This is a genomic window from Streptomyces sp. NPDC058274 (genome assembly GCF_042881375.1).
Lineage (GTDB): Bacteria > Actinomycetota > Actinomycetes > Streptomycetales > Streptomycetaceae > Streptomyces.
Genome location: NZ_JBHVXW010000001.1, coordinates 246590 through 268762 on the forward strand (window position 1 = coordinate 246590; position 22173 = coordinate 268762).

General features: G+C 71.5%; 20 protein-coding genes and 1 pseudogene. 6 read left to right on the top strand and 15 right to left on the bottom strand.

The genetic code is table 11. From position 1 onward, the window contains the following. Positions 1 to 75: 75 nt before the first annotated feature. Positions 76 to 339: a DUF397 domain-containing protein gene (locus ACFVYF_RS01155; protein ID WP_389448879.1), complete on the bottom strand. Its 264-nt coding sequence runs from the start codon at positions 337 to 339 to the stop codon at positions 76 to 78. Next, the gene (locus ACFVYF_RS01160; RefSeq protein WP_389448882.1) at positions 340 to 1200 is read right to left on the bottom strand and encodes a helix-turn-helix transcriptional regulator; all 861 of its coding nucleotides are present in this window, start codon (positions 1198 to 1200) and stop codon (positions 340 to 342) included. 179 nt (positions 1201 to 1379) lie between these two features. Here ACFVYF_RS01160 and ACFVYF_RS01165 point away from each other — a divergent pair, with 179 nt between their 5' ends. From ACFVYF_RS01165 to ACFVYF_RS01175, 3 genes are all read left to right on the top strand, one after another. Then, positions 1380 to 2087, top strand: a complete 708-nt coding sequence (locus tag ACFVYF_RS01165; RefSeq protein ID WP_389448884.1) for an ATP-binding protein — start codon at positions 1380 to 1382, stop codon at positions 2085 to 2087. Between the two features lie 5 nt (positions 2088 to 2092). Then, the gene (locus ACFVYF_RS01170; protein ID WP_389448887.1) at positions 2093 to 2524 is read left to right on the top strand and encodes a hypothetical protein; all 432 of its coding nucleotides are present in this window, start codon (positions 2093 to 2095) and stop codon (positions 2522 to 2524) included. Between the two features lie 333 nt (positions 2525 to 2857). Continuing rightward, positions 2858 to 4669 (top strand): ABC transporter ATP-binding protein, encoded by a 1812-nt coding sequence (locus ACFVYF_RS01175; RefSeq protein WP_389450569.1) that lies wholly within the window; start codon positions 2858 to 2860, stop codon positions 4667 to 4669. A 22-nt stretch (positions 4670 to 4691) separates the two neighbouring features. On the opposite strand, the gene ACFVYF_RS01180 is transcribed toward ACFVYF_RS01175, so the two are convergent. From ACFVYF_RS01180 to ACFVYF_RS01190, 3 genes are all read right to left on the bottom strand, one after another. Next, positions 4692 to 4865, bottom strand: a complete 174-nt coding sequence (locus ACFVYF_RS01180) for a hypothetical protein (RefSeq protein ID WP_383280407.1) — start codon at positions 4863 to 4865, stop codon at positions 4692 to 4694. A 281-nt stretch (positions 4866 to 5146) separates the two neighbouring features. Beyond that, on the bottom strand, positions 5147 to 5842 hold the full coding sequence (locus ACFVYF_RS01185) for a DUF899 domain-containing protein (RefSeq protein WP_389448891.1): 696 nt from the start codon (positions 5840 to 5842) through the stop codon (positions 5147 to 5149). A 314-nt stretch (positions 5843 to 6156) separates the two neighbouring features. After that, positions 6157 to 7515, bottom strand: coding sequence for an amidohydrolase (locus tag ACFVYF_RS01190; RefSeq protein WP_389448894.1), 1359 nt, complete (start codon positions 7513 to 7515; stop codon positions 6157 to 6159). A 128-nt stretch (positions 7516 to 7643) separates the two neighbouring features. Between ACFVYF_RS01190 and ACFVYF_RS01195 the strand changes: the two genes are divergently transcribed. Continuing rightward, entirely contained in the window at positions 7644 to 8600 is a 957-nt protein-coding gene (locus ACFVYF_RS01195) for an endonuclease/exonuclease/phosphatase family protein (RefSeq protein ID WP_389448897.1), read from the top strand. Between the two features lie 126 nt (positions 8601 to 8726). Here the strand turns inward: ACFVYF_RS01195 and ACFVYF_RS01200 are convergent, their stop codons facing one another. From ACFVYF_RS01200 to ACFVYF_RS01215, 4 genes are all read right to left on the bottom strand, one after another. Continuing rightward, a complete protein-coding gene (locus ACFVYF_RS01200) occupies positions 8727 to 10625 on the bottom strand; it encodes an FUSC family protein (protein WP_389448900.1) in 1899 nt (632 codons plus the stop codon). A 661-nt stretch (positions 10626 to 11286) separates the two neighbouring features. Next, the gene (locus ACFVYF_RS01205) at positions 11287 to 12018 is read right to left on the bottom strand and encodes a hypothetical protein (RefSeq protein ID WP_389448902.1); all 732 of its coding nucleotides are present in this window, start codon (positions 12016 to 12018) and stop codon (positions 11287 to 11289) included. A 162-nt stretch (positions 12019 to 12180) separates the two neighbouring features. Next, positions 12181 to 12384, bottom strand: coding sequence for a DUF397 domain-containing protein (locus ACFVYF_RS01210; protein WP_389448905.1), 204 nt, complete (start codon positions 12382 to 12384; stop codon positions 12181 to 12183). Next, complete coding sequence (locus ACFVYF_RS01215) at positions 12381 to 13211, bottom strand: helix-turn-helix domain-containing protein (RefSeq protein WP_389448908.1); 831 nt, start codon at positions 13209 to 13211, stop codon at positions 12381 to 12383. Before ACFVYF_RS01215 ends, ACFVYF_RS01210 begins: the two co-directional genes overlap by 4 nt. A gap of 228 nt (positions 13212 to 13439) precedes the next feature. Here ACFVYF_RS01215 and ACFVYF_RS01220 point away from each other — a divergent pair, with 228 nt between their 5' ends. Further along, positions 13440 to 13877: an ATP-binding protein gene (locus ACFVYF_RS01220; protein ID WP_389448911.1), complete on the top strand. Its 438-nt coding sequence runs from the start codon at positions 13440 to 13442 to the stop codon at positions 13875 to 13877. A gap of 149 nt (positions 13878 to 14026) precedes the next feature. On the opposite strand, the gene ACFVYF_RS01225 is transcribed toward ACFVYF_RS01220, so the two are convergent. Continuing rightward, a complete protein-coding gene (locus tag ACFVYF_RS01225; RefSeq protein WP_389448914.1) occupies positions 14027 to 14869 on the bottom strand; it encodes a nucleotidyltransferase family protein in 843 nt (280 codons plus the stop codon). 407 nt (positions 14870 to 15276) lie between these two features. Here ACFVYF_RS01225 and ACFVYF_RS01230 point away from each other — a divergent pair, with 407 nt between their 5' ends. Continuing rightward, on the top strand, positions 15277 to 15699 hold the full coding sequence (locus ACFVYF_RS01230) for a RidA family protein (RefSeq protein ID WP_389448917.1): 423 nt from the start codon (positions 15277 to 15279) through the stop codon (positions 15697 to 15699). A gap of 75 nt (positions 15700 to 15774) precedes the next feature. Here the strand turns inward: ACFVYF_RS01230 and ACFVYF_RS01235 are convergent, their stop codons facing one another. From ACFVYF_RS01235 to ACFVYF_RS01255, 5 genes and pseudogenes are all read right to left on the bottom strand, one after another. Further along, positions 15775 to 16797 carry a glycoside hydrolase family 6 protein gene (locus tag ACFVYF_RS01235; RefSeq protein ID WP_389450572.1) on the bottom strand — a complete coding sequence of 341 codons (1023 nt, stop codon included), beginning with the start codon at positions 16795 to 16797 and terminating at the stop codon, positions 15775 to 15777. 484 nt (positions 16798 to 17281) lie between these two features. Continuing rightward, positions 17282 to 18245, bottom strand: a pseudogene (gene pip / locus ACFVYF_RS01240) (prolyl aminopeptidase). Between the two features lie 9 nt (positions 18246 to 18254). Next, positions 18255 to 18974: a uracil-DNA glycosylase gene (locus ACFVYF_RS01245; protein WP_389448920.1), complete on the bottom strand. Its 720-nt coding sequence runs from the start codon at positions 18972 to 18974 to the stop codon at positions 18255 to 18257. Between the two features lie 15 nt (positions 18975 to 18989). Further along, positions 18990 to 20519 carry a YfcC family protein gene (locus ACFVYF_RS01250; RefSeq protein WP_389450575.1) on the bottom strand — a complete coding sequence of 510 codons (1530 nt, stop codon included), beginning with the start codon at positions 20517 to 20519 and terminating at the stop codon, positions 18990 to 18992. A gap of 188 nt (positions 20520 to 20707) precedes the next feature. After that, positions 20708 to 22060: a M20/M25/M40 family metallo-hydrolase gene (locus tag ACFVYF_RS01255; RefSeq protein WP_389448923.1), complete on the bottom strand. Its 1353-nt coding sequence runs from the start codon at positions 22058 to 22060 to the stop codon at positions 20708 to 20710. Positions 22061 to 22173 lie beyond the last annotated feature (113 nt).

Consider the following 22173-nt stretch of genomic DNA (forward strand, 5'->3'; position numbering starts at 1 on the left):
TCAGAACAGCGGCCCTCAGGACGGCAGTCCCTGAGGCCGGCGCCCCTCAAGACGAGGCCTTCAAGACGCGCCCCCTCAAGACAGCAGGAAGTCCGCCTCCCCCGCCTTCGCACCCTGAATGAACGCGGTGATCTCACCGGCGGTGTAGATCAGGGCCGGGCCATCGGGATCCGCCGACTGCCGGACAGCGATCCGCCCGTCGTCGAGCTTCATCGCCTCCAGGCAGTTGCCGCCGTTGCCGCCGCTCCACGGTTTGCGCCAGCCCTCACTGCCGAGTTCCCGGGCGGGCATGCCGTTGTAGATGCGCGCGTTGCGTATCCGCGGCCCGATGCGTTCCATTCACAGCTCCTTGCGGAGATCCCGGAGGATCTCCTTCGTGCGATGTGCCGTAGCGGCCTGGGCCGCCATGCGGTCCATGACCTCGAGATGGGTGGCCACCTCGGCACGCGCGTCCAGGTAGACGGCCCCGGTCAGGTACTCGCTGTAGACCATGTCCGGCAGTTCCGGCATGGCGAACCGGAACAGTACGAAGGGCCCGTACGTGCCGGGATGCGGCCCCGCGGCGAACGGGGCGACCTGCAGCGTCACGTTGGGCAGCTTCGTGGCCTGAAGCAACCTGTCGATCTGGGCGCGCATGACGTCGGGGCTGCCGACGGGACGGCGCAGGGCCGTCTCGTCCATCACGGCCCACAGCCGGGGCGCGTCCTCGCGGGTGAGCAGATCCTGGCGCTGCATGCGCAGCGCGACATGGCGCTCGATGTCGTCGGGTCTGGTCTGGCCGATGGCGCCCGATCTCAGGACGCCACGCGCGTAATCCTCCGTCTGCAACAGGCCGGGCACGAAGTGGGGTTCGTACGAGCGGATCAGGCTGGCCGCGCCCTCCAGGCTCACGTACATCGAGAACCAGCCGGGCAGGATGTCGTGGAACCGCTGCCACCAGCCGGGCTTGTTGGCCTCCTCGGCCAGTTGCACGAAGGCCTCGGCCTCTTCGTCGGAGACGCCGTACGACTTCAGGAGGAGCTGGAGGTACGGGATTTTGAGGGAGACCTCGGCCATCTCCATACGACGGACGGTGGCGGGAGCGACCCGCAGGACCCGTGCGGCCTCCTCCCGCTTGAGACCCGCACGTTCCCGCAGGTCCAGCAGGCGCCGGCCGAGGACGACCTGGCCGACCGTCGGCGCGGACCGCGGTTCGCTCACGTCCCACCTCCACTGAGTCCTGGCAGCCCGGGCGGCGCCGTTGGGTGTCCTTTTCCCGGATTCCAACTGGCGCCGCTCGGCGTGCTGTTGCGAGCAGTGTGCCACGGCCCCTCTCGAAGGCACACGGCACTCTGCAATTTTCAGAGTGACACTTGCCAAGTGTTCACGCCGGGGCGATAGTGGCAAGCGTGACTCCGTCCGCGCCGTTAGGAACAGACGCCGCCGCAGACCGGTTCGGTCTCCGTGCCGCCACAGGGGTGCGCCCCGAGGCAGCCGCAGAGCGCCGGTTCCGCTTCGAGCTGGCCGCCCACCCGGGCTCCGTGAGACAGGCCCGCCGCCTGACCCGCGCCCGGCTGTCGCGCTGGGCGGTCTGCGGGGACACCTGTGACACAGCGGCCCTGGTCGTCTCCGAACTGGTGACCAACGCGATCATGCACACCGCAAGCCGGAGCGTCACCTGCGAGCTCCACGACGGGGATGAACTGGTGCGGATAGCAGTGCGTGACGAAGGATGCGCTCCGGGTGAGCCGCACGCTTCACCGCAGCGGCCCGACGAGGAGCACGGGAGGGGATTGCTCCTCGTCGCGGCCGTCAGCCGGGCCTGGGGCTCCCAGGAGACCGGACCGGGACTGCTGGTCTGGGCGGAGCTGCCCCGCACGACGGACGAACCACAGGCCGACACCGGCCTGCCACACACGTACACGCCCGAGCTGTACCCGCCGGAGCTGGGGATCCGGCAGCACACCGGTGCCCCGGCCCGCTCGGGGGGCCGGGGCCCGGACACCGAACCGCGGTCCGATCTGGGGTGGAGCGCGAAGAAGCCGCCGGCCGACGGCCGGGGCTCCGGGGCGCAGGCTTTCCTGGGGACGGGGGCCGAATGGGTGTGAGGACGATGTCGACCGGGCCGGCCCCGGTGCTGTCCTTGGACACGCTGGTCCGCGTGCGGCGCGGGCAGCGCCCGTCCGAGGCACCGAGACGTCTCCCCATACCCGAGGGCATGTCGGTGCCGCTCGGCTGCGACGCGGTGGCGGTGCCGGCCCGTTTCGGCCCGCTGCTGCTGCCCCGGCTGCCGCGCGTGGGCTGTGTGTACGCCGACGCGGCGTACTGGTGGTGGATCGTCCCCTCCGATTCGGATGTCGCCCTCGAATGGCCGGCGCCCGCCCACTACGCCATTGGGGCCGTCCTCCCGGAGACACCGTGCGTTCCCGGGCTCATCCACAAACCGGACGGCACGATTCCGTACACCCCGCCGATCCCTCTGTACCTGGCCGTCTGCCGGATCATGGGCATACCACCGGCCTGGTCCCGCCACATCAGCGCCTGAGACCCGGCGGCCCGCAGCCGGGGGCGCGTCCACGGGCGCCGGACGGACGATGACCCCACCGGCGCGAAGCCGGGCGCCCGGAGTGCGCCGGCCGAACCCGAACTCCCTTGCCCCTACGGGTGGAAGACGGCATTTCTGGGGAGGGCACCGGGCGTGCACTCATCGGACGAGGGCACCGTGCGTGCACTCCCCGGGAGGCCAACGGTGAGAAAGAAACGCGGCACCGACCCGGCGCCGTCCGACTCGGAACTCCTGCTCTTCGGCGGCCCGTTGCGCTACGACACGGGGTGGTCGCAGCACTCCGAGGCGTTCCTGGAGCTCAACTTCCGTGCCATGGTGACCAGGTTGCCGTCCCTGCTCGCGGCCAGTTTCCGGCTGGCCTGGCAGGCGGACCGGGGCGCGGCCCGGACCGTACTGGCCGCCGAGGTCGGCCGCGGCGCGGCGCAGGCGGTGAGCCTGCTGGCCGTCAACAGCGTGCTGGGGCGGGTGATGGCGAGCGGCCCGGTGGAGGACCGGCTGCGCGGAGCCGTCCCGGCGCTGGCCACGGTCGCCGCCGTAACGCTGCTCGCCACGCTGCTGCGGGCCACGTCGACGTACGCCATCGGCCGCCTGGAGCCCAAGGTGGAGCGGGTGGCGACGGAGCTGTATCTGGAGCGGGCGGCGGGCGTGGAGCTGGCCGCGATCGAGGACGACGCCTTCCACAAGCTGCTGGACACCGCGCAGTACGGCGCCACCTCGGCCCGGCGGATGCTCTCGGTCGCCACCCGGGTCGTGAACGCGATGATCTCGCTGGTCGCGGCGGCGGGCGTCCTGACGGTGCTGCATCCCGCGCTGCTGCCGCTCCTGGTGACGATGACGCTGCCCAGTGCCTGGAGCGCCCTGACCAACGCCCGGCGCCGGTACGAGTCGTTCCACGCCTGGGTGCAGCACGCCCGGGCGGCCCGGCTGATCAGCGGTCTGCTCACCGAGCCCGCCGCGGCACCGGAGATCCGGGTGCACGGCGTGGGGCCGTTCCTGCTGCGCCACTTCCGTTCGATGTCGAAGACGGCGGAGGTGGAACAGGCACGGCTGGCCAGGCTGACCGCGCGGACGGGACTGATCGCGGCGGCCTGGACGGGGCTCGCCACCGTGGCGACGTACGCGACACTCGGCGGGCTGCTGCTCGGCGGCGCGATGGCGCTCTCCGTGGCCGGTACGGCGGTGATCGCGATCCGCACGGGCTCCGCGAGCCTCGACACCCTCGTCCTGGCGGTCAACGCCCTGCACGAGGAAGCCCTGTTCGTGGGCGACCTGCAACGCCTGTTCGACGAGGCGGAGCGCCGCACGATCCCCGAGGGCGGCGATCCGCTCCCGGAGGAGCCCCGTGAAATCCGCTTCGAGAACGTCACGTTCACCTATCCGGGTACCTCGGCCCGGCCCGCGCTGGACGACGTGACGCTCAGTCTGCCGCTGGGCCGGATCGTGGCGCTCGTCGGCGAGAACGGTTCGGGGAAGACGACCCTGGTCAAACTGCTGGCCGGGCTGTACGCGCCCGACGGGGGCCGCATCCTGTGGGACGACGTGGACGCGGGGCACGCGGACCGGCGTCAACTCGCCGAGCGGATCGCCATGGTGGCGCAGGACTTCAAACGGTGGCCGTTCACGGCCCGGGTCAATGTCGCGGTGGGACGGGCCTCGGCGCCGCTCACCGATGAGCGTCTCGCCTCGTCGGTCGCCGAGGCAGGGGCGGAGGATGTCGTGGAGGATCTGCCACGCGGCCTCGACACGCTCCTTGGCCGCGGCTTCAGCGGCGGTCACGAGCTGTCGGGCGGCCAGTGGCAGCGGCTCGGGATCGCGCGGGCGGCCTACCGGCGCGGGCGGATCCTGATCGTGGACGAGCCGACGGCGGCGCTCGACGCCCGGGCGGAGCTGGAGGTCTTCGAGAAGATCCGGGCCCTGGCCGGCACCGGCCAGACGGTCATCCTCATCACGCACCGGCTGGCATCGGTGCGCCACGCCGATCTCGTGCACGTACTGGAACAGGGCCGCCTTGTGGAGTCCGGCACCCCGGACGAGCTGCTGGCCACCGGCGGGGTCTACGCGGAGCTGTACTCGCTGCAGGCGGAGCAGTTCACGAAGAAGGTGCCCGCCCCGAAGGCGGGCTGACCCGACGCGGCCCCGCGGTTCCCTACTCGACGAGCTCCCCGCCACGCACGATCACCAGAAATGCGTCCGTCGCGAGGTCCATGACGACCTCGGCGGCCTGGCCCTGCAGGCGGCACGCCTGCGCGAACTCCTCCGCGGGCCACGATCCGCGCGGCCCACCGGCGGGAAAGCGCTCCAGCACCATTCGCCCGTTCACCCTGCACCTCCATGTCGCGCTGTACTCGTAGAGTTAAACGCCCTACAGGGGGTGAACGGCTCGCGACGTGACGGTACTGAGACGTAGTCGACACTTGTTGCCCGCGTTCGGGTGAGGGATCTCTCACTCTCCGTACCCGCTGTGTCGGCGCGAGTACACCCCGCGATCATGCCGTGACCGGCCATGTCCCCGAGACCGGCGGGACCGGTTGCGTCAGGGGCAGGACGCGACGCCGGCCGCCTCAGTTGCCGTATGCGTCGAGATACGCCGGACCGGTCGCGTCAGTCGTCGTACTCGTCGTGGTACCGGAGCCGCTCGCTGCCCGCGGGTGCGCCCAGCGCGGAGGCGCGTCCCTTGGGCTCCTCCCACTCCTCCTGGCGTCCCAGGGCGGTGAGGTCCAGCAGCGTGGTCGTCGAGCCGAGCCCGTCCAGACCGCGCTCGTACGTCGAGTACGTGTGGAAGATCCGGTCGCGGTCGCGCAGGAAGCAGCTCACGCCCGGACGCTCGAAGGGCTCTTCTTCGCCCTCCCCCTCGAAGGACACCTGGAAGTCGTAGTTGAAGCCGGTGCCGTACGAGGAGTACCAGGGCAGGGTCCAGCCCATGCGGGCCTTGAAGGGCAGGATCTTGGTGAACGGCGCACGCGACACCGCGGCGAAGGCGGCGCCCCGGGCCCGCAGATGGGCGAGATGACCGATCTGGTCGAGGAACGCCGAGCAGCTGCGGCACCCCGCGTCCCACTCGGGCGCGAACATGAAGTGGTAGACGACGAGTTGGTGGCGCCCCTCGAAGAGGTCGAGGAGAGTCGCCTTGCCGTCGCCGCCCTCGAACACGTACTCCGTGTCGATCTCGACCATCGGCAGCTCGCGCCGCTCGGCGTTGAGCGCGTCACGCGCGCGCGTGACGGCCTTCTCCTTGGCCAGCAACTGTTCGCGCGCGATGCGCCACTGCTCGCGCGAGACGATCTGCGGAAGCGTCATGGGCCCCTCCTCCGGAACGCGACGGGACGCCGGGGAGCGGTCCCTCTCGGGGGGTGGACCGGCGCGGCGAGCGGAACTCATCGGTGCGTCGGAAAATTTCCTCTCTCCGTACGTCACGGGCGCATCGGGGACCCTCTTCTGCCCGTGGGTCACCGGCACATCAGGGTCTCTCTTCTCCCCCCATACGTCACCGGCACATCAGGGTCTCTCTTCTCCCCCCATACGTCACCGGCACATCGGGGTCTTTCTCCTCCGCGTGCGTCACCGGCAGCGCGGCCGGGCCGCGGGCGCGCAGGACGGCGACGCCGGGCGCCTCAGGTGTCGTACTGCTGGATCCGCCGGCCGTGGCTCCGGTCGATCAGCGCGGGCAGCCGCTCCCCCAACTCCCTTATGGCCGACGGCAGATCGATGGTGAGCAGCCAGCGGTCCCGCATCAGTACGCGTCCGTCGACGACGGTCGTGCGGACGTCGGCGGAGCGGGCGCTGTGCACGAGGGTGGCGGCGAGGTCGTGCACCGGCTGGGTGTGCGGCCCGGTGAGGTCCACCAGGACGATGTCGGCCCGCCGGCCGGGGGCGAGGCTGCCGATGTTCTCGCCGAGACCGACCGCCCGGGCACTCTGCAGCGTTGCGTGGTGCAGCGCTTGACGGGACGTCAGCCAGCGCGGGTCGCCCTCGGCGGACTTCTGCACCAGTGCGGTGAGCGCCATGGACTCCCAGACGTCGAGGGAGTTGTTCGACGCGGCTCCGTCCGTGGCGAGGCCGACCGGGACGCCGACACCGCGCAACGCCCGTACCGGCGTGGGGTCCCAGGCGAACTTCAGATAGCCGCGGGGTGCGGTCGCGACGGCGACACGGCCCGCGGCGCGTTCCAGCAGGGGCAGATCGCGTTCGATGATGCCGGTGCCGTGCGCCACGAGGAGACCTGCCTCCAGGTCGAGGAGCCCGGCGCGCTCCAGGATCTCGATCGGCGTACGGCCGTACCGGGCCAGGCTGGTGTCGGTCTGGCCGCGGCTCTCGGCGGCGTGGAGGTGCACGGGCAGGCCGTGTTCGCGGGCGAGGGCGGCCGTCGCGGCGAGGTCGTCGTCGGTCACGGTGTACGGCGCGTGCGGGGCCAGGGTGGTGGTGATGCGGCCGCCCGCGGTGCCCCGGTGCCGGAGGGCGAACTCCAGGGATTTCTCCCGGCCTTCGGGACCCTGGGTGGAGAAGAAGGCCTCTCCCAGGTGGGCGCGCAGCCCGGTCTCCGCCACGACCGCGGCGACCGTGTCCATGGAGAAGTAGTGGTCGGCGAAGCAGGTGACTCCGCCGCGGATCATCTCGGCGCAGGCGAGCCGCGCGCCCAACTCGACGTCTTTTTCGGTGAGGTTGGACTCGATGGGCCAGACGAAGTCGTTGAACCACTCCTCGGCCGGGAGGTCCTCGGCGATTCCGCGCAGGGCGACCATCGGCGCGTGCGTGTGGCAGTTGATCAGCCCGGGCATCGCGACCTGACCGCGTCCGTCGATGTGCTCGACGGCGTCCGGGGCGTGCGCCTCGCCGGTCTCCGGCCGGATGCTCTCGACGACCCCGTCCCGTACGACGATCGAGGCGTTCTCGACGAATCCGATGTCCTCGTGCTCGTCGTGCACGAGGGCGGTGCATCCGGTGATCACGAGGTCGGCGGGAGAAGGAGTCACCACGCCAACGTACGACGGCATCGTGCCGCCGGGCGACGTGAATCGTGCATCCGGTCGCCGCTCTGTCGCCGCGACCGTTTCGCGCGCACCCTGGCGTCACCACCGCCTGCGCCCAGAAAGGGGCCGGCATGCTCCTCGCCACCTGGAACCTGGAGAACCTGTACCGGCCCGGCGGCCCGTTCGGCCCCAAGGACAAGGCCGCGTACGACACGAAGCTGGCCGCCCTGGCGTCCGTCATCACGGAACTCGACCCGACGCTGCTCGGTGTCCAGGAGGTCGGCGACCCGGGCGCGCTGGAGGACCTGGCCGGCCTGCTGGACGGCGACTGGCACATCGCGCTCTCGGAGCACGCCGACAGCCGCGGCATCCGGGTCGGTTTCCTCAGCCACCGTCTCGTACCGACGGTGCTCGCCGACACGAACTCCTTCCCGGAGCCGTTGTGGCCGGTGCAGGGCGACGACACCGGTACGCCCGTGACGCAGGCGGGCCGCGGGTTCCTGGCGGTCGAGATCGCCACCCGGGCCGTGGTGCTGAAGGTGGCGGTGTGTCATCTGAAGTCGAAGCTGCTGTCGTATCCCGGTGGCCGTTTCCAGCCGCGCGACGAGGGCGAACGGGCCCGCTACGGCGCGTACGCGCTGTACCGGCGGGCGGCCGAGGCAACGGCGCTGCGCGCACTGGCCGACGACCTGCTGGCCGGTGAGGGCCGCACCCGTGACGTGGCGGTGCTGGGCGATCTCAACGACGAGGTGCAGGCGGCCACCACGCAGATCCTGCTCGGCCCTCCCGGCTCCGAGATCGGCACCGCCGGCTACGAACACCCCGACAAGGGCGACGAGATGCGCCTGTGGGACGTGGCACCCCTCATCCCGGCCGATCAGCGGTACTCGCGCGTCAACTCGGGTCGCCGCGAGCTGATCGACCACCTCCTGGTCAGCCACCGCCTGGTCCACCGGATCACCGCGGCGGGCACGGGCCTGCCCGACGACGGGGTGCCGCGACTGCCCTCGGTGGGCCCGGACCCCGAACAGCGGCGTGGTGCGCCCGGGTCGGACCACGCGCCGGTGTGGGTGCGGGTGGGCCCGTAGGCGTCGGCCTGGAAGGCGTCGGCCTGGACGAATCCGCGGCCCGCGCGACTGGGCGCCATCCTTGTCTCGGAGACGTAGAGGTAGGCGTAGGCCTTGTCCCGGAGACGTAGGCGTAGGCGGTAGGCGTCAGCCTTGTCCCGGAGACGTAGGCGTCAGCTGCACCGCCACCTCGCTGAGCCCCGCCCGCTCCCGGCGCTCGGCGAGTTCGTCGAGGAGTTCGCGGAGGCGCTCGGTGTGGCGCGGGGCGATCCGTCCGGTGTCGTCGAGGTGCACGGCGCACGCGGTGGTGGTGTCCACGAGCCGTTCCAGGGTGGCCGCCACGCCGTCCGTACCCTCCAAATGCCGGGCGAGGGCGGGGAGTTCGGCGGCGGCGAGGTCGATCGCGGCGCGGGCTTCCGCGAGGGCGCGGTAGGCCTCGCGGCGCAGCGTCCACCGGCCGGTCCGGTCGTCCGCGGTGCCGTCGCCCAGGACGTGCGCGAGGTAGGCGTCGGTCGCTTGCGCGGCACGGGTGAGCCGTTCCCGTACCGTCCCTCCGCGGTGCCCGAGCGCCGGCAGATGTCCCACGAGCAGCACGATCGCGCAGGCCAGCAGCGTCTCGCCGATCCGGCTCCAGGAGGCCCCCGGCTCCCCGCCCACCATGACGAGGGCGAGGACCAGGACGGTGACTACGGCGGTCTGCGCGGCGAAGTGCCGGGTGGCGACGGGAATCAGCGCACCGCAGAGGGCGACCAGCGCCACCAGCCCGGCGGGCCGGGGCAGCAGCAGCGCGAGTCCGGCGAAGGCGACCGCGCCGAGCACCGTGCCCGCCGCCCGGCACAGGACGCGCGAGGCGAGCGGCCCGAGATCGGGCTTGACCAGGAAGACGGCGGTCGCGGGCAGCCAGTACCAGTGCGCGTGGAGCCCGTACCAGCGGGTGTGGTGCAGTGCCTGCGCGACGGCCGCGGCGGCGCCGAACGAGAGGGCCACCCGGAGGCCGTACTCACGTCCGCCCGCGCCGAGGGCGGTGCGCAGCACGGACCCGGCGGTACGGCGTCGGGTGTGCGTCCCGCGGTGCGGCGTGCCCGCCCCGCGGTCGAAGGCGTCGGCGGCGTGCAACAGGGCGTCGTCGAGCGCGCGCAGGGCGGGCGCGGAGCGGGCGGGCGCCGGCAGCGGCCCGGGGTGACGGCCGCCGCGGACCGCCGCGGCGAGCCGCCGGGGCCCTTCCACGGTTCGCGGGGGCAGCGGGTCCTCGGCCCACGCGAGCGCGGTCGCGGCCTCGGCGAGCGGCAGTGCGGCGACGTACTGCGCGTGCAGCCGCCGTTCGGTCCCGGAGACGGCGTAGCGCCGCAGCCGGGGCCCGGACAGTGCGTCCTGCGCATGATCGAGGGCGGCGGTGAGGGCGGCCCGGCGGGTGGTCGCGTCCGGTCCCCCGGCGGCGCCGAGCAGCGCGGCGACCGCGTCGTACACGCCGGCGACGGCGGCCCGCTCCCCGTCGAACCGGTAGTCGCCGGAGGGGGCGCCCGGCGTCGGCAGGACGAGCCGCAGCGCGAGCAGCCAGCCGGCGCCCGCGAGGAAGAGGAGCGCGCGCTGCCATCCGGGCTCGGGCAGCGGCATCCCCGCTCCGACCGCCGCGCCGACGAGAAGCTGGGTGCCGGCTCCGCTCGCCACCGGGCCGACGGCGCTGACGGCTCCGGCGATCAGCCCGAGCCCGGTCAGTACGCCGGTCAGCGCCAGGGGCCCCACATGCTCCCCGGTGTACGACCCGACGAGCAGCCCGCAGGCGCCGGCCAGCGCGGGCAGACCCAGTCGTCTGACGGCGGTCCGCCTGCTGCCGGGCCGGTCGTTGATCCCGGCGAGCATGGCGCCGAGGGCGGCGACGACACCCGCGGAGGGCCGCCCGGCGAGGACCGCGACGAGCAGCAGGGGCCCGGCGGCCAGCCCGCCCCGGACGACGGCGCTCCAGGGCACCGGCCCGCGCTGCGCGCGCAGGGCATGGGCGAGCCACGGCGGTACGGCGACGGCCGGGGTGCGAGCGGCGAGGGGCACGGAACTCCAGTCGGGCGAGGGCGGGGGCCTTCGGGCGACGTCGGCCGAGCGGTGGTTCCACCGTAGAGCGCGTTGCTGGAGGGAAGAGGACGTACGTATTTCCACGAGATGACACTTGGCGGGATCGCCGCGTTCTTTATGAACGCAATCGCGAGACCGCTGTCACGACGACCGCAGTCGCGATGCGCCGAGCCGGCTGGGCCCTCTGGCGCGGTGAACGCAATCGCGATGAACTCGATCGTGGAGCGGGCCCGAGGGCGTAGCCGGCCCCCGGGCCCTGAGATGCCGCCCATGTCACACGCCGGCACGCTTGAGGACCCAGATCAGTCATCATGTCGCCGCGTCCTGCCTTTGGACCACCGCACATCGAGCTGTGCGGGCCGGACTTGAACCGGCATTTCGACGTCCGGGGTCTGGGCCCGGTCGATCCGGCGATCGGCAGCGAATGCTGAGTCTGGAGCAAGAGTCTGAGATTGATCGCGGTCTGCCTCTGCCAATTGGGCTACCGCGGCAAGAACGTGTGTGCCGCGGGGAGGATTCGAACCTCCACTGGAACCGCGCAGTCACGACAAGCTTCAGTTTCAGCTTGCGCTCCTCGCGCACCCCGGCCGCGATGATGTGGCCGGGGAGTTCATGAGGCTACCCCAAGGGGCAGCGGTTGTTATCCGAAGAGATAGCCGAACACGGCGTCACCGACGCGCTGGTCGACGACATCCACGCCGTTGGCCTCCTCGCGGGCGAACTTGACTGCCTGCTGCAACTTCTCGACCCGGCCGAGCAGTTCGTTCACGCGCCGCGCGGGCAGGGCCCCGGAGAACTTCACGGTCGTCCAGTACCCGACCGGTATGTCCTCGTAGTACACCTCGACCTGGGCGGGGTGCTTCTCGGTGGCCTCGGCCTTCACATGGTTCCGGGGCACCTTCTTCGTACGGAGGGTTCGCACGGGCTCGGTCTTCCACGCGTCCGTGGACGGGTCCTGGACCCAGGACTCGGAGGCGTCTAGGACGGGCAGCTTCCGCACGAAGGTGTTGAGGTCGGTGAGCTGCTTCTCCAGGAAGAGCAGATACGACACGGGCACCTCGGCGACGAGCACCCGCCCGTCGACCTTCACGTCCGCGCGGGCCGTGCAGTTGGCCCAGTCCTTCGTGGCGGTCACGTCGAACAGCCGCGTAAGGGTCGCCGCGGTCTCCCGCAACACCTCCTCGGCCTGCACCTGCACCCGCGTCGACTCGGGGGGCAGCTGCTCCCCCTCCTCGTCCTTCGGCTGGTACGTCCGCGAGATTCCGGCCAGCAACGCGGGCTTCTGCAGCCCATGATGAGCCGACGTCAGGTCCTGATGAGACTTGGACTTGATGCCCTTCTCGACTGCGATGATCTGATTGAGTTTCGCCACGTCATGAACGCTATCAGCGTCAACTGGACGTTTTCGACGGGTTATTCGCCGGGTCGTCGGCTCCCGGCTTCACCGTCCCGTTCCGCACAGTGGACCGCGAAACGGAGATGCGAGCGCGACCCAGCCCCCTTCGGTACTGAGCCGAAGGGGGCTCTGACGGTGTCAGAGAGTCGCGAACTCGATGAACGCGGTCCAAGTTCCGGTCTGCACGCTCAGCGGAGGCCTGGCCGTGTCCTTCGAGTCGCGCACATGGACCGTGTCAGGGCTGGCTGCGACCTCGACACACTGGCCGCCCTCGGCACCGCTGTAGCTGCTCTTGACCCAGACGACTTCATCCCTGGGGCCGTGAATGTCTTTGAGGCTCATCTCTCTCCCAGCAACTTCTCAATGAAGGCCAGTGACTCACTTGGGGTGAGGGCCTGGGCTCGGATGATCCCATAGCGCGCCGACAGTGCGCGGACCCCTGCGCGATCGGTGACCAGCGTGCCTCGGCCCTGCGCCTCCAAGTAACCCACCTGATCGCCATCTTGCCGCGTCATGACAGTGAACGCACCGTCCACACCCGCGTTGTCCTCTCGGTCGAGCGGCATCACCTGAAGCTCGACGTTCCGCTTGTGCCCGAGGAGCAGAATCTTCTCAAGCTGCCCCTGCTGCACTGCACTCCCGCCAAGAGGCTTCCTCAGTACCGACTCCTCCATGACGAAGCTCAGCAATGGGGCCGGCCACTTACTGAAGATGTCCTGGCGCGCCAACCGACCCGCTACGCGCTGCTCGATCGTCTCCTCGTCGAGAAGGGGGCGCCGCATGCCCAGCAGGGCTCGCGTGTACTCCTCGGTCTGCAAGAGGCCGTTGACCACATGCGTGTCGTACACGTGGAGTTCGCTCGCTTCGGCCTCCAACTTCGCCGCATCCCGAAAGAACGCCGGATACTGCGCCCGAGCCACCTCCTCCTTCCCCACCCTCAACACCCCGCCCGCATCGAGCACTTCATCGGCGCCGTCGATGAACTTGGGTGGCGGAATCCGCCTCCCCTGCTCGAAGGAGGCGATCGTCGATGCCGAGTACCCCGTCCGCGCCCCCAGTTCCGCCCGGTCGAGTCCCGCCCGTTCCCGGCACAGCTTCAGCTGGCGCCCGAAGACGTGCAGGATCCCGGTCCCGGACTCGTACTCCCCCTCCGCCCGCTGCTGCTCCACGCCAAGCACCCCTCCCGTACGTACCGCCACCGACCATCCCGCCAGGGCCCACCACAACCGCTCCCGCGACCAACGTGCCGCACGGGAGGCCGGTCACGACTCACCGCGCGTACAAGCGCGCGCCGACCGCGTACAACCGACGCCGGTCGGCGCGTCACGCCTGTTCAAAGCTACGCACGGGCCGCGACCGTTCTCCCCATGAAGCCGGTAATTCCCCCACACAGGCATATGCCGCAACGCACCCTGGTCGTACACGAGTTCGCGATGCGGTTCACATCGACCCCACGGGGCGCACGACTCGCCCGCCGTCTCATCTCGCACCGCCTGAACGAATGGGGCCACCCGTACACGTCACCCGCCAACGAGACTGTCACCCTGATCGCGGCGGAGCTCACCGCGAACGCCGTCCGGCACGGCCATGTCCCGGGCCGCGACTTCCACCTCCGACTCGCCGCGGCCGAGGGCTTCTTACGGGTCGAGGTCACCGACACACGGGCCGAGAGACTCCCCGTACCGGGAGCGCCGTACCCGGACGGCGAGTCCGGGCGCGGCCTCCTCCTCGTCGACGCCCTCGCCGACGACTGGGGTGTCACCCCGCGCCCGGCCGCCCCCGGCAAGACCGTATGGGCCGAACTGCGCCTTCCCGCACCGGCGGACACCCCCTGAACACCACGGCCCGGTCGCTTCCGTGGCGTCAGGAAGCGGACTTGCCGGCCGAGGAGGACTCCTTGCCCTTCCCGGTCGGCTGATGGGTGAGGACGGCCGGGTGCCACCCACCCTTTGCCCGTGTCACGGTGAAGGCGTCACGCAAGGACTTACCGGCCCTGTCCTTCGCGAGGAAGTCGCCCGCCCGCCTCGGCCCGCGCCGCCCCCATTGCCGCGTCGAACAGTGCCTCGGCGTCGGAGAGCGCTGAGGCGAGTGATTCCGGATCCTGCTCCAGACCCGCAACGAGGTCGTCCACACCCCTCAGTCCCGCCCGCTCCAGCAGCCGCTTCTCGTTCGTCACCCACTCCCCGCGGGCCGCCACTACGGCGTGGCCGGCCTGCATGGCCGCGGTGGCGAGGGCGCCCGCCACCTCGGTGAGACGGGCGGCGGGCGCGTGGTTGGCCTGTGCGTAGGTGAGGGTGATGCGGGCTGTGCCGCGCCAGCGCTCGAAGGCGTAGGTCCGCAGCTTTTCCGGGTAGCCGGCCGGACGGGACAGCTCGCCGCGCAGGACGCGGTTGACGGCCAGCTCGGCGACGACCAAGTAGCTGGGGATTCCGGCGAGATGGAAGAGAAGGGGCTCCACACGGAAGCGCCCCGCCTCCGCTTCCGCCCACTCGTGCTCGACGACGTCGAGGTCGCGGTAGTGGACGTCGACGCGGCGCCCCTCGACGGTCAGCCAGGCACCGCCGTTGAAGACGCCCCCGCCCCAGCCGCCGAGCTCGGACACCTCGCCCTCCCAGCCGACGGCACGCAGGTCGTCCGGGTCGAAGTCCCCTCGGTAGTAGACGGCCACATCCCAGTCACTGTCCGGCGTGTGAGTCCCCTGCGCCCGCGAGCCCCCGAGGGCCACGGCGCGGACCCCGGGAAGCGCGGCGAGGCGGTCGGCGAGATGGTCGAGAAACGCCTCGTCGTTCATGTCCGCCCGGGTCCCCTTACTCTTGGGCTCGCTCATGAGGCGAGGATGCGGCGGGACGCCGGTGATGTCGACTCGTTTTCGCCGGGCTCCGCGCCCGGAACGGGCAGTGGATCGTCAGTGGGGCGCGCTCCGACTGAGCCCGGGCACGCGAGTACGCAGGGACGCGAGCCTGGGTGCGAGTACACGGTCACGCGAGCCTGAGCGCGGGCACGCGAGTACACGGTCACCCGAGCCGAGTGCGGCCACGCAGGCCCGCGAGCTCGCAGGCAGCAGGCAGCAGGCAGCAGGCAGCAGGGCACCGGTACCCAGGGCCCCGACTCCGGGCAAAACCAGATGCGTCCACCGCCACGGCCCCGCATCATCGGCGAGTTGCCCCGCCCACGGGGGCGCGCGGCGCGCACCTCGGAACCCCAAGCAACCCCAAGTAACCCCAAGGAACCCCCATGATCCAGCGCATCAACGTCCCCACCCTCTTCCCTCCGCCCACCTACTCGCACGCCTCTGTCGTCGAGGCCGGGACCAAGCTGGCGTTTCTCGCCGGCTCCGTCCCGCTCGACGCCGGCGGGGCACTTGTCGGCGCGGGGGACCCCGTACGGCAGGCGGAGCAGGTGCTGGCCAACCTGGATGAGCAGCTGCGCGCGGTCGGCAGCGGCCTGGCGCACGTCGTGGCGACCGATGTGTACGTCGTCGGCAGCGAGCCCGGCGTGCTCTCCGCCGTATGGGAGGTCGTCGAGGCCTCCGGGCTCAGCGTCGGCCCGCACTCGTCGACCCTGATCGGCGTGGCCTGCCTCGGGTACACCGGACAATTGGTGGAAATCACGGCGACAGCTGTCGTCCCCGAGCCGAGCCGAGCTCGGGAGCAGTAGCGGCCCGGAGAAGTAGCGGCACCCTGGAAATGGACCCGGGCACGGCCCGGACGCCGGGTGTGGTCAACGCGTGGTTCAACCGGCGGCGTTGCGCGCGAGCTCCAGCGCGTACGACGGCCACCACTCCCCCGCGGCCGGGCCGCCCCGGCAGGTTCCGTCGGACTCGCCCGGCCGCTTGATCCACAGGTGGGCGTCGATCAGCGGGTCGCCCGTCCGCACCGTGGGCGGCGTGCCCAGTGCCCTGCCCGGCGGGTTGCACCAGGAATCGGTGCCGGTGTAGGGCCCGTTGCCGTTCCTGCTGGTGTCGACGACGAAGTGCTTGCCGCCGAGATCCTTCGACAGCCCCTTCCCGTACGCCGAACTGGCCGCGTCGGTCTCGAAGTTGGAGACATTGAGCGCCACGCCGTCGGCGCGGGACGCTCCCGAGTCCTTGAGGGCGTCGACCAAGCGCCAGGCCTCCGGGATCCAGGAGTTGTTGCCCGCGTCGAGATAGACCCGGGTGCCGGGCTGTCGCTTGAAACGGTCCACGGCGTAGGCGAGCAGCGCGTACCGCTCCTTCGCCACGACCCGGGTGCAGCCGGCCACCACCTGGGCGACCGCGTCCGGCTCGACGATGACGTAGACGCTGCGGTCGCCGAGGCCCGCCGCGAACTCATCCACCCAGGTGCGATAGGCCTCGGCGGTGGGCGCTCCCCCGCCGGAGTAGGCCCCGCAGTCGCGGTTCGGAATGTAGTACGCGACCAGGACGGCCGTACGTCCTTGCCGCGCGGCCGCGGTCGTACGGTCCCGGACGAGCGCTTCGGGACCGGAGCCGGCGATCCAGTCGGCCTGGGCGCGTCCCGCGATGCGGTCCATCAGCGCGGCGTCCGCGGTCCGGCCGAGGGCGCGGTACTCGGCGGCCTGCCGGGCGGCGCGGGAGTCCGGGTCCACCCAGAAGGTGACGTCCACCTCGGTCCCGGGTCCGGGGGCGCCGCCTGCGTCCGTACCCCCGGCTCGCACTCCCGCACCCGTGCCGACGGCCCTCACCCCCGCATCCACGGTTCCCGCTCCGGCTCCCGCCCCCACGACTCCGGCTCCGGGGCCGGAAGCGCTGACCACACCGGTGCAGCAGACCCCCACGAGCAGAGCGACAAGCAACGTTCTCGGCAACGGCGTGAGCGCGGGCGCGGGCACGGGCGGCTCCGTTCACTGGTTCGGCGTCCGGTCCTTCCGGGGAGTGTGCGGTCATCCGCCTCCACCGCCCCGTCCCACCTCAACGGCTCGCGACAAGATCACCCCGACGGAGCCGAACCCACCCCTCCGACCCGAGCCTGACCCGCCCCCCATCCGAGCCGGACCCGGACGCAGACCCGACCCCGAACGCAAACCCGACCCCGAACGCAAACCCGACCCCGGGCCCGAGCCCCACCCGACCTCGGGCCCGAGCCCCACCCGACCTCGGGCCCGAGCCCCACCCGACCTCGGGCCCGAGCCCGACCCGACCCCGGGCCCGACTCAGACCCGGATGCCGGGCCCGAGCCAGACCAGGATGCCGAGCCGGTGAACGGAGCCGCCCGCCCCCGACACACGTCCGCCGGATCCCTCAGCGGGCAGCGTACGAGTCCGTGGCCGCCACCAGCGCGTCCAGGACACCCGCCGCGCCCGCGTTGTGACCCACGTCGTCGACGGTGATCAACTCGCTGCCGGGCCAGGCCCGGTGGAGGCGCCAGACAGTGCCGAGGAGGTTGCCGAAATCGAGGCTGCCCTGGACCAGGGTGCCGGGGATCCCGGTGAGCAGGGGCGCGTCCCGCAGGACGACACCCTCGTCGTTGCCCTCGCCGAGGAAGTGGTCGCCGCCGAAGTAGTGCGTCACCGTGCGGGCGAAGCCCAGCCGGAAGACCGGGTCCTCGTAGCGCCGGACCGACCGCGGTGGCGCGGGGACGGTCGCCGTCTCCCAGTCAGTCCAGGCCCGCGCCGCCCGCGCCCGCACCTCGGGGTCAGGTGACTCGATCAGCCGGTTGTACGCGGACGCGAGATTTCCGTCGCGCTCCCCCGCCGGCAGCTCTGCCAGGAAGCGCTCGAAGGCCTCGGGGAAGATCCGGCCAAGTCCCTTGGTCAGCAAGGCCACTTCGGGGTCGGAGCCGGTGGCAATTCCGGTGAGCACGAGCTCCGAGACGACAACCGGGATGCGTCTGCGCGTACCGCATTCCGAGCGCCGACCCCCACGACACGCCCCACACCAGCCACCGCCCGATCCCCAGATGCCGGCGGAGCAGCTCCAGGTCGGCGATCAGGTGAGCGGTCGTGTTCACGCTCATGTCCGTCTCGTACGCGCTCGCGTGCGGTGTGGAGCGGCCGGCTCCGCGCTGGTCGAGCAGCACGATCCGGTACGCGGCCGGGTCGAAGTAGCGCCGGAAGCCGGGGGTGCAGCCGGACCCCGGACCGCCGTGCAGCATGACCGCGGGCTTCCCCTCGGGGTTCCCGCAGGCCTCCCAGTACACGCGGTTGCCGTCACCCACGTCGAGCATGCCGTGCTCGTACGGTTCGATCTCCGGATACAGGCCCATCACGCGACCCTAGGACCCTTCCGCCACCGTTGGCAGGCCCGCCGCCCGGGCTGCCGTGCGCAGCACGTCGCGCAGCATGGCCGGGGTCAGCCGGCCGGTGAAGGTGTTGCGCTGGCTGACGTGGAAGCACCCGAAGAGTTCCAGCGGCGCGTCCGGGCCGCGCAGGGTGACGTGCGTCCCGTGACCGAAGACGGGCCGCGGGCGGGGTACCTCCCATCCCGCCTCCGCGAAGGCGGGCAGCGCGGCCTGCCAGCCGAAGCCGCCGAGCACCACCACGGCCCGCAGCGTGGGTCGCAGCAGCTTCAGTTCGCCCACCAGCCAGGGCCGGCAGGTGTTCCGTTCCTCGGGAGTCGGCTGGTTGGCCGGCGGCGCGCAGTGCACGGGCGAGGTGACGCGGGTGCCGTGGAGGCGCAGGCCGTCGTCCGCGCTCACCGAGGTGGCCTGTGACGCCAGCCCCACGTCGTGCATCGCCGCGAACAGCACATCGCCGGACCGGTCCCCGGTGAACATCCGCCCCGTCCGGTTCCCGCCGTGTGCCGCGGGCGCCAGTCCGACGACGAGCAGTGCGGCGTCGGGCGGCCCGAAGCCGGGGACGGGACGGCCCCAGTACGTCCAGTCGGCGAAGGCGGCGCGCTTGGTGCGGGCGACCTCCTCGCGCCAGTCCACCAACCGCGGACAGGCGGTGCACCCCGTCAGACGGGCGTCCAGATCGGCCAGGCTGCTGTCCATCCCACCACCGTACGACTACGTGATCGCCGCACCCACCGCGACGAAACCGCAGATCAGCAGGAAGAGAAGGGCGAGCAGGGGCCAGACGAAGCGGAGGTACTTGTCGTAGCCGACCTTCGCGAGCGCGACACCGCCGATGGTGACGGCGGTGGTGGGGACCCAGAGGTTCATCCAGCCGCTGGCGGACTGCCAGGCGGTGACGACGACCGCGCGGGAGACGCCCGCGAAGTCGGCGAGCGGCGCCAGGATGGGCATCGCCAGCGTGGCATGGCCCGAGGTGGAGGGGATGAGGAAGGCCAGCGGCAGGTTCACGATGAAGACGATGATCGCGAACACACTGGAGGACGTGCCCTTCACGACCCCCTCGATGGAGTGCAGCACGGTGTCGGTGATCTTCGAGTTGTTCATGATCACGGTAACGCCGCGGGCCAGCACGATCACGAGCGCCGGCGAGATGAAGTCCGCGGCGCCCTGGATGATCGTAGAACTCAGCTTCTGCTCGCCCATCCGCGCCACCAGGCCGACCAGCACGGCCGCGCACAGGAACAGTGCCGCCAACTGCGGGAAGGACCAGCCGAGTTCGAAGCCGTACGGCGTCGCGTCGGCCTTGCCGGTGAGCGCGCTCGACCAGGGCACGACCGAGAAGATCATGAAGGCGAAGACCAGCGCGGTGGTGATCAGGACCGCCTTGTGGAGGCCGGTCAGCTGGGGAATCTCGTCCGCCGGCTCGTCCGCCAGGTCTCGGTCGCCGGGCAGGAAGCCCGTCAGCGAACGGTCCGGGTCCCTCTGTACGCGCTTCGCGTACCGGATGACGTACGCGACCGTCACCGCCGTCAGTACCACCCACATCACGAACCGGAGCACGATGCCGTCACCGAGCGAGATGTCGGCGGCGGACGACGCCACGCCCGTCGCGAAGGGGTTCACCGTCGAGCAGAGCACACCGATGCCGGCGCCGAGGATGATCGTGCCGACGGCCACCATCCGGTCGTAGCCGAGCGCCAGCATCAGCGGGACGATCAGCCCGTAGAACCCCAGGGTCTCCTCGGCGAAGCCCTCCACGGTGCCGAGGACCGAGAACACCACCATCACCCCCGCGATCAGCAGCGCCCCGCGCTCCCGCAGCCGGTGCGCCAGCCGGCCGATCCCCCGGTCGAGCGCGCCCGTCGCGAACACCACCGTGATGAATGCCCCGATGGCCAGCACGAACAGGAACACACCCGCGCTGCCGTACAGTTCGCCGGCCAGGTCAGGCCCGACCTGTCCGCTCTTCTCGTCCTGGATCCCGTACAGGCCGTTGACGGGAGACAGGAACAGGTCGTTGAGCCGGTCGACGAAGCTCTGGCCCGAGTCCACCCGGTGGTACGTGCCCTGGACCGGCGCGCCCGCGTCATTGCGGTCGTACTGGCCCGCCGGGATGAGGAACGCCAGCGCCCAGACCGCGACCGTGACGATCGCGAGGACGGTGAGCGCGCTCGGGAAGGTGAACCTCGGCTTGCGCGGCGGCTCTTCGTGCTGCGGCTCTTCGGTCCGGGTCGTGGTCATCAGACGGCCCCGGTCCTGGTACGGGAGACGGTGGCCCGTGGCCTTGACGGCCGTGGCGGTGGCGATGGCGGTGGCGGTGGCGGTGGCGATGGCGGTGGCGGTGGCGGTGGCGGTGGCGGTGGCGGTGGCGGTGGCGGTCATGGTGCGCCCAGCAGGGGTAACGGCAGTGCGGGTGACGGCGGTACGGGTCACGAGGCTCCCTCGGCTCGGAAGCCGGCCGCGTACTCGCGGACGAACGCGCACATCGCCACGACCGTGTTGCGCAGCTCCGAGAAGAGCACCCGTTCGTTGGGGGCGTGCAGATTGCACATGCTGTCCTGCGCGCCGAAGAGCAGCACTTCGGCGCGGGGCGCGGCCTGGGCGAGCCCGTTGACCAGCGGGATCGAACCGCCCGTCGCGACGTACGACGCCTCCTCGCCCCACGCCTCGCGCAACGCGGTGCGTGCGGCACGGTAGGCGGACCCGCCCGTGGTGGCCTCGTAGCCTGGGCCCGTGTCCCCGGGCGTGACGGTGAGCGGGATGCCGAAGGGCCGCAGCGAACGCAGGTGCTCGACCAGCCTGTCCTGCGCCTCCCTGGCGTCCTGCCGCGGATGGAAGCGGAGATTGAGCTTCGCACGCGCGTACGGCACGACGGCCGAGGCCGCGTGCTCGACACTCGGCGCGTCCAGTCCGATCACCGTGATCGCCGGGCCGCTCCACAGCCGTTCGCCGAGGCTCCCGCTGCCGATCAGCGGCACGCCCTCGCGGACACCCGCGAGCTCCCGGAACTCCTCCTCGGTGTACGTCGTCCCGGTCCACTCCTCGCGTCGGAGCCCGGCCACGGCCACATCACCGTGCACATCGTGCAGGGTGGACAGCGCCTTCAGCAGGACGAGCAGTGCGTCGGGAGCCGCGCCTCCGAACTCCCCGCTGTGGCGCGGCTCTTCGAGCGTACGGACCTCGACGACCACCTCGCACGCGCCGCGCAGCCCGGTGGTCAGCGTGGGGGTGCCCGGCCGGAGATTGCCCAGGTCGGCGATGACCATCGCATCGCACGCGAACCGCTCCGGGTCGGTGCGCGGATAGTCGTCGAAGGGGCTGCCGTACTCCTCCTGCCCCTCGAAGACGATCTTCACCCCGACCGGCGGCCGCCCCTCGTAGGCCCGCAGCATCCCCAGGTGCGCGATCACATTGGACTTGTCGTCCGCGATACCGCGCGCCCGGAGACCGCCCTCGACGGGCGTCGGCACGAAAGGCGGCGACAGCCAGAGCTTTTCGTCGCCGGGCGGCTGGACGTCGTAGTGCGAGTAGAGCAGGACGGTCGGCGCGTCCGGGCTCGGCGGCGGGATCTCCCCGAAGATCACGGGGGCGGTGCCGGGCAGGTCGATCCGCTCGATGTGCTCGACGCCGGCCTCCCCCAGCAGTCGTACGAGGAGGTCGTACGCCTCCCCCACGGGTTCGGCCGGGAAGCCGGGGAACGCGACGGAGGGAATCGCGGCGAGCCGCTCCAGGTCGTCGCGGAGGCCGTCCATCAACGCGTCGACCTTGGCTGCCAGCTCCACGTGAGCGCCCCTCACTGTTCCCTGTTCCGCGTTCCCTGCTGCCCGGGCGGCTTCACGCCATAGCCTCCGGGGTGCCGGGGGCGGTCGCATCCGGGGTGAGCCGGGCGGGTTCC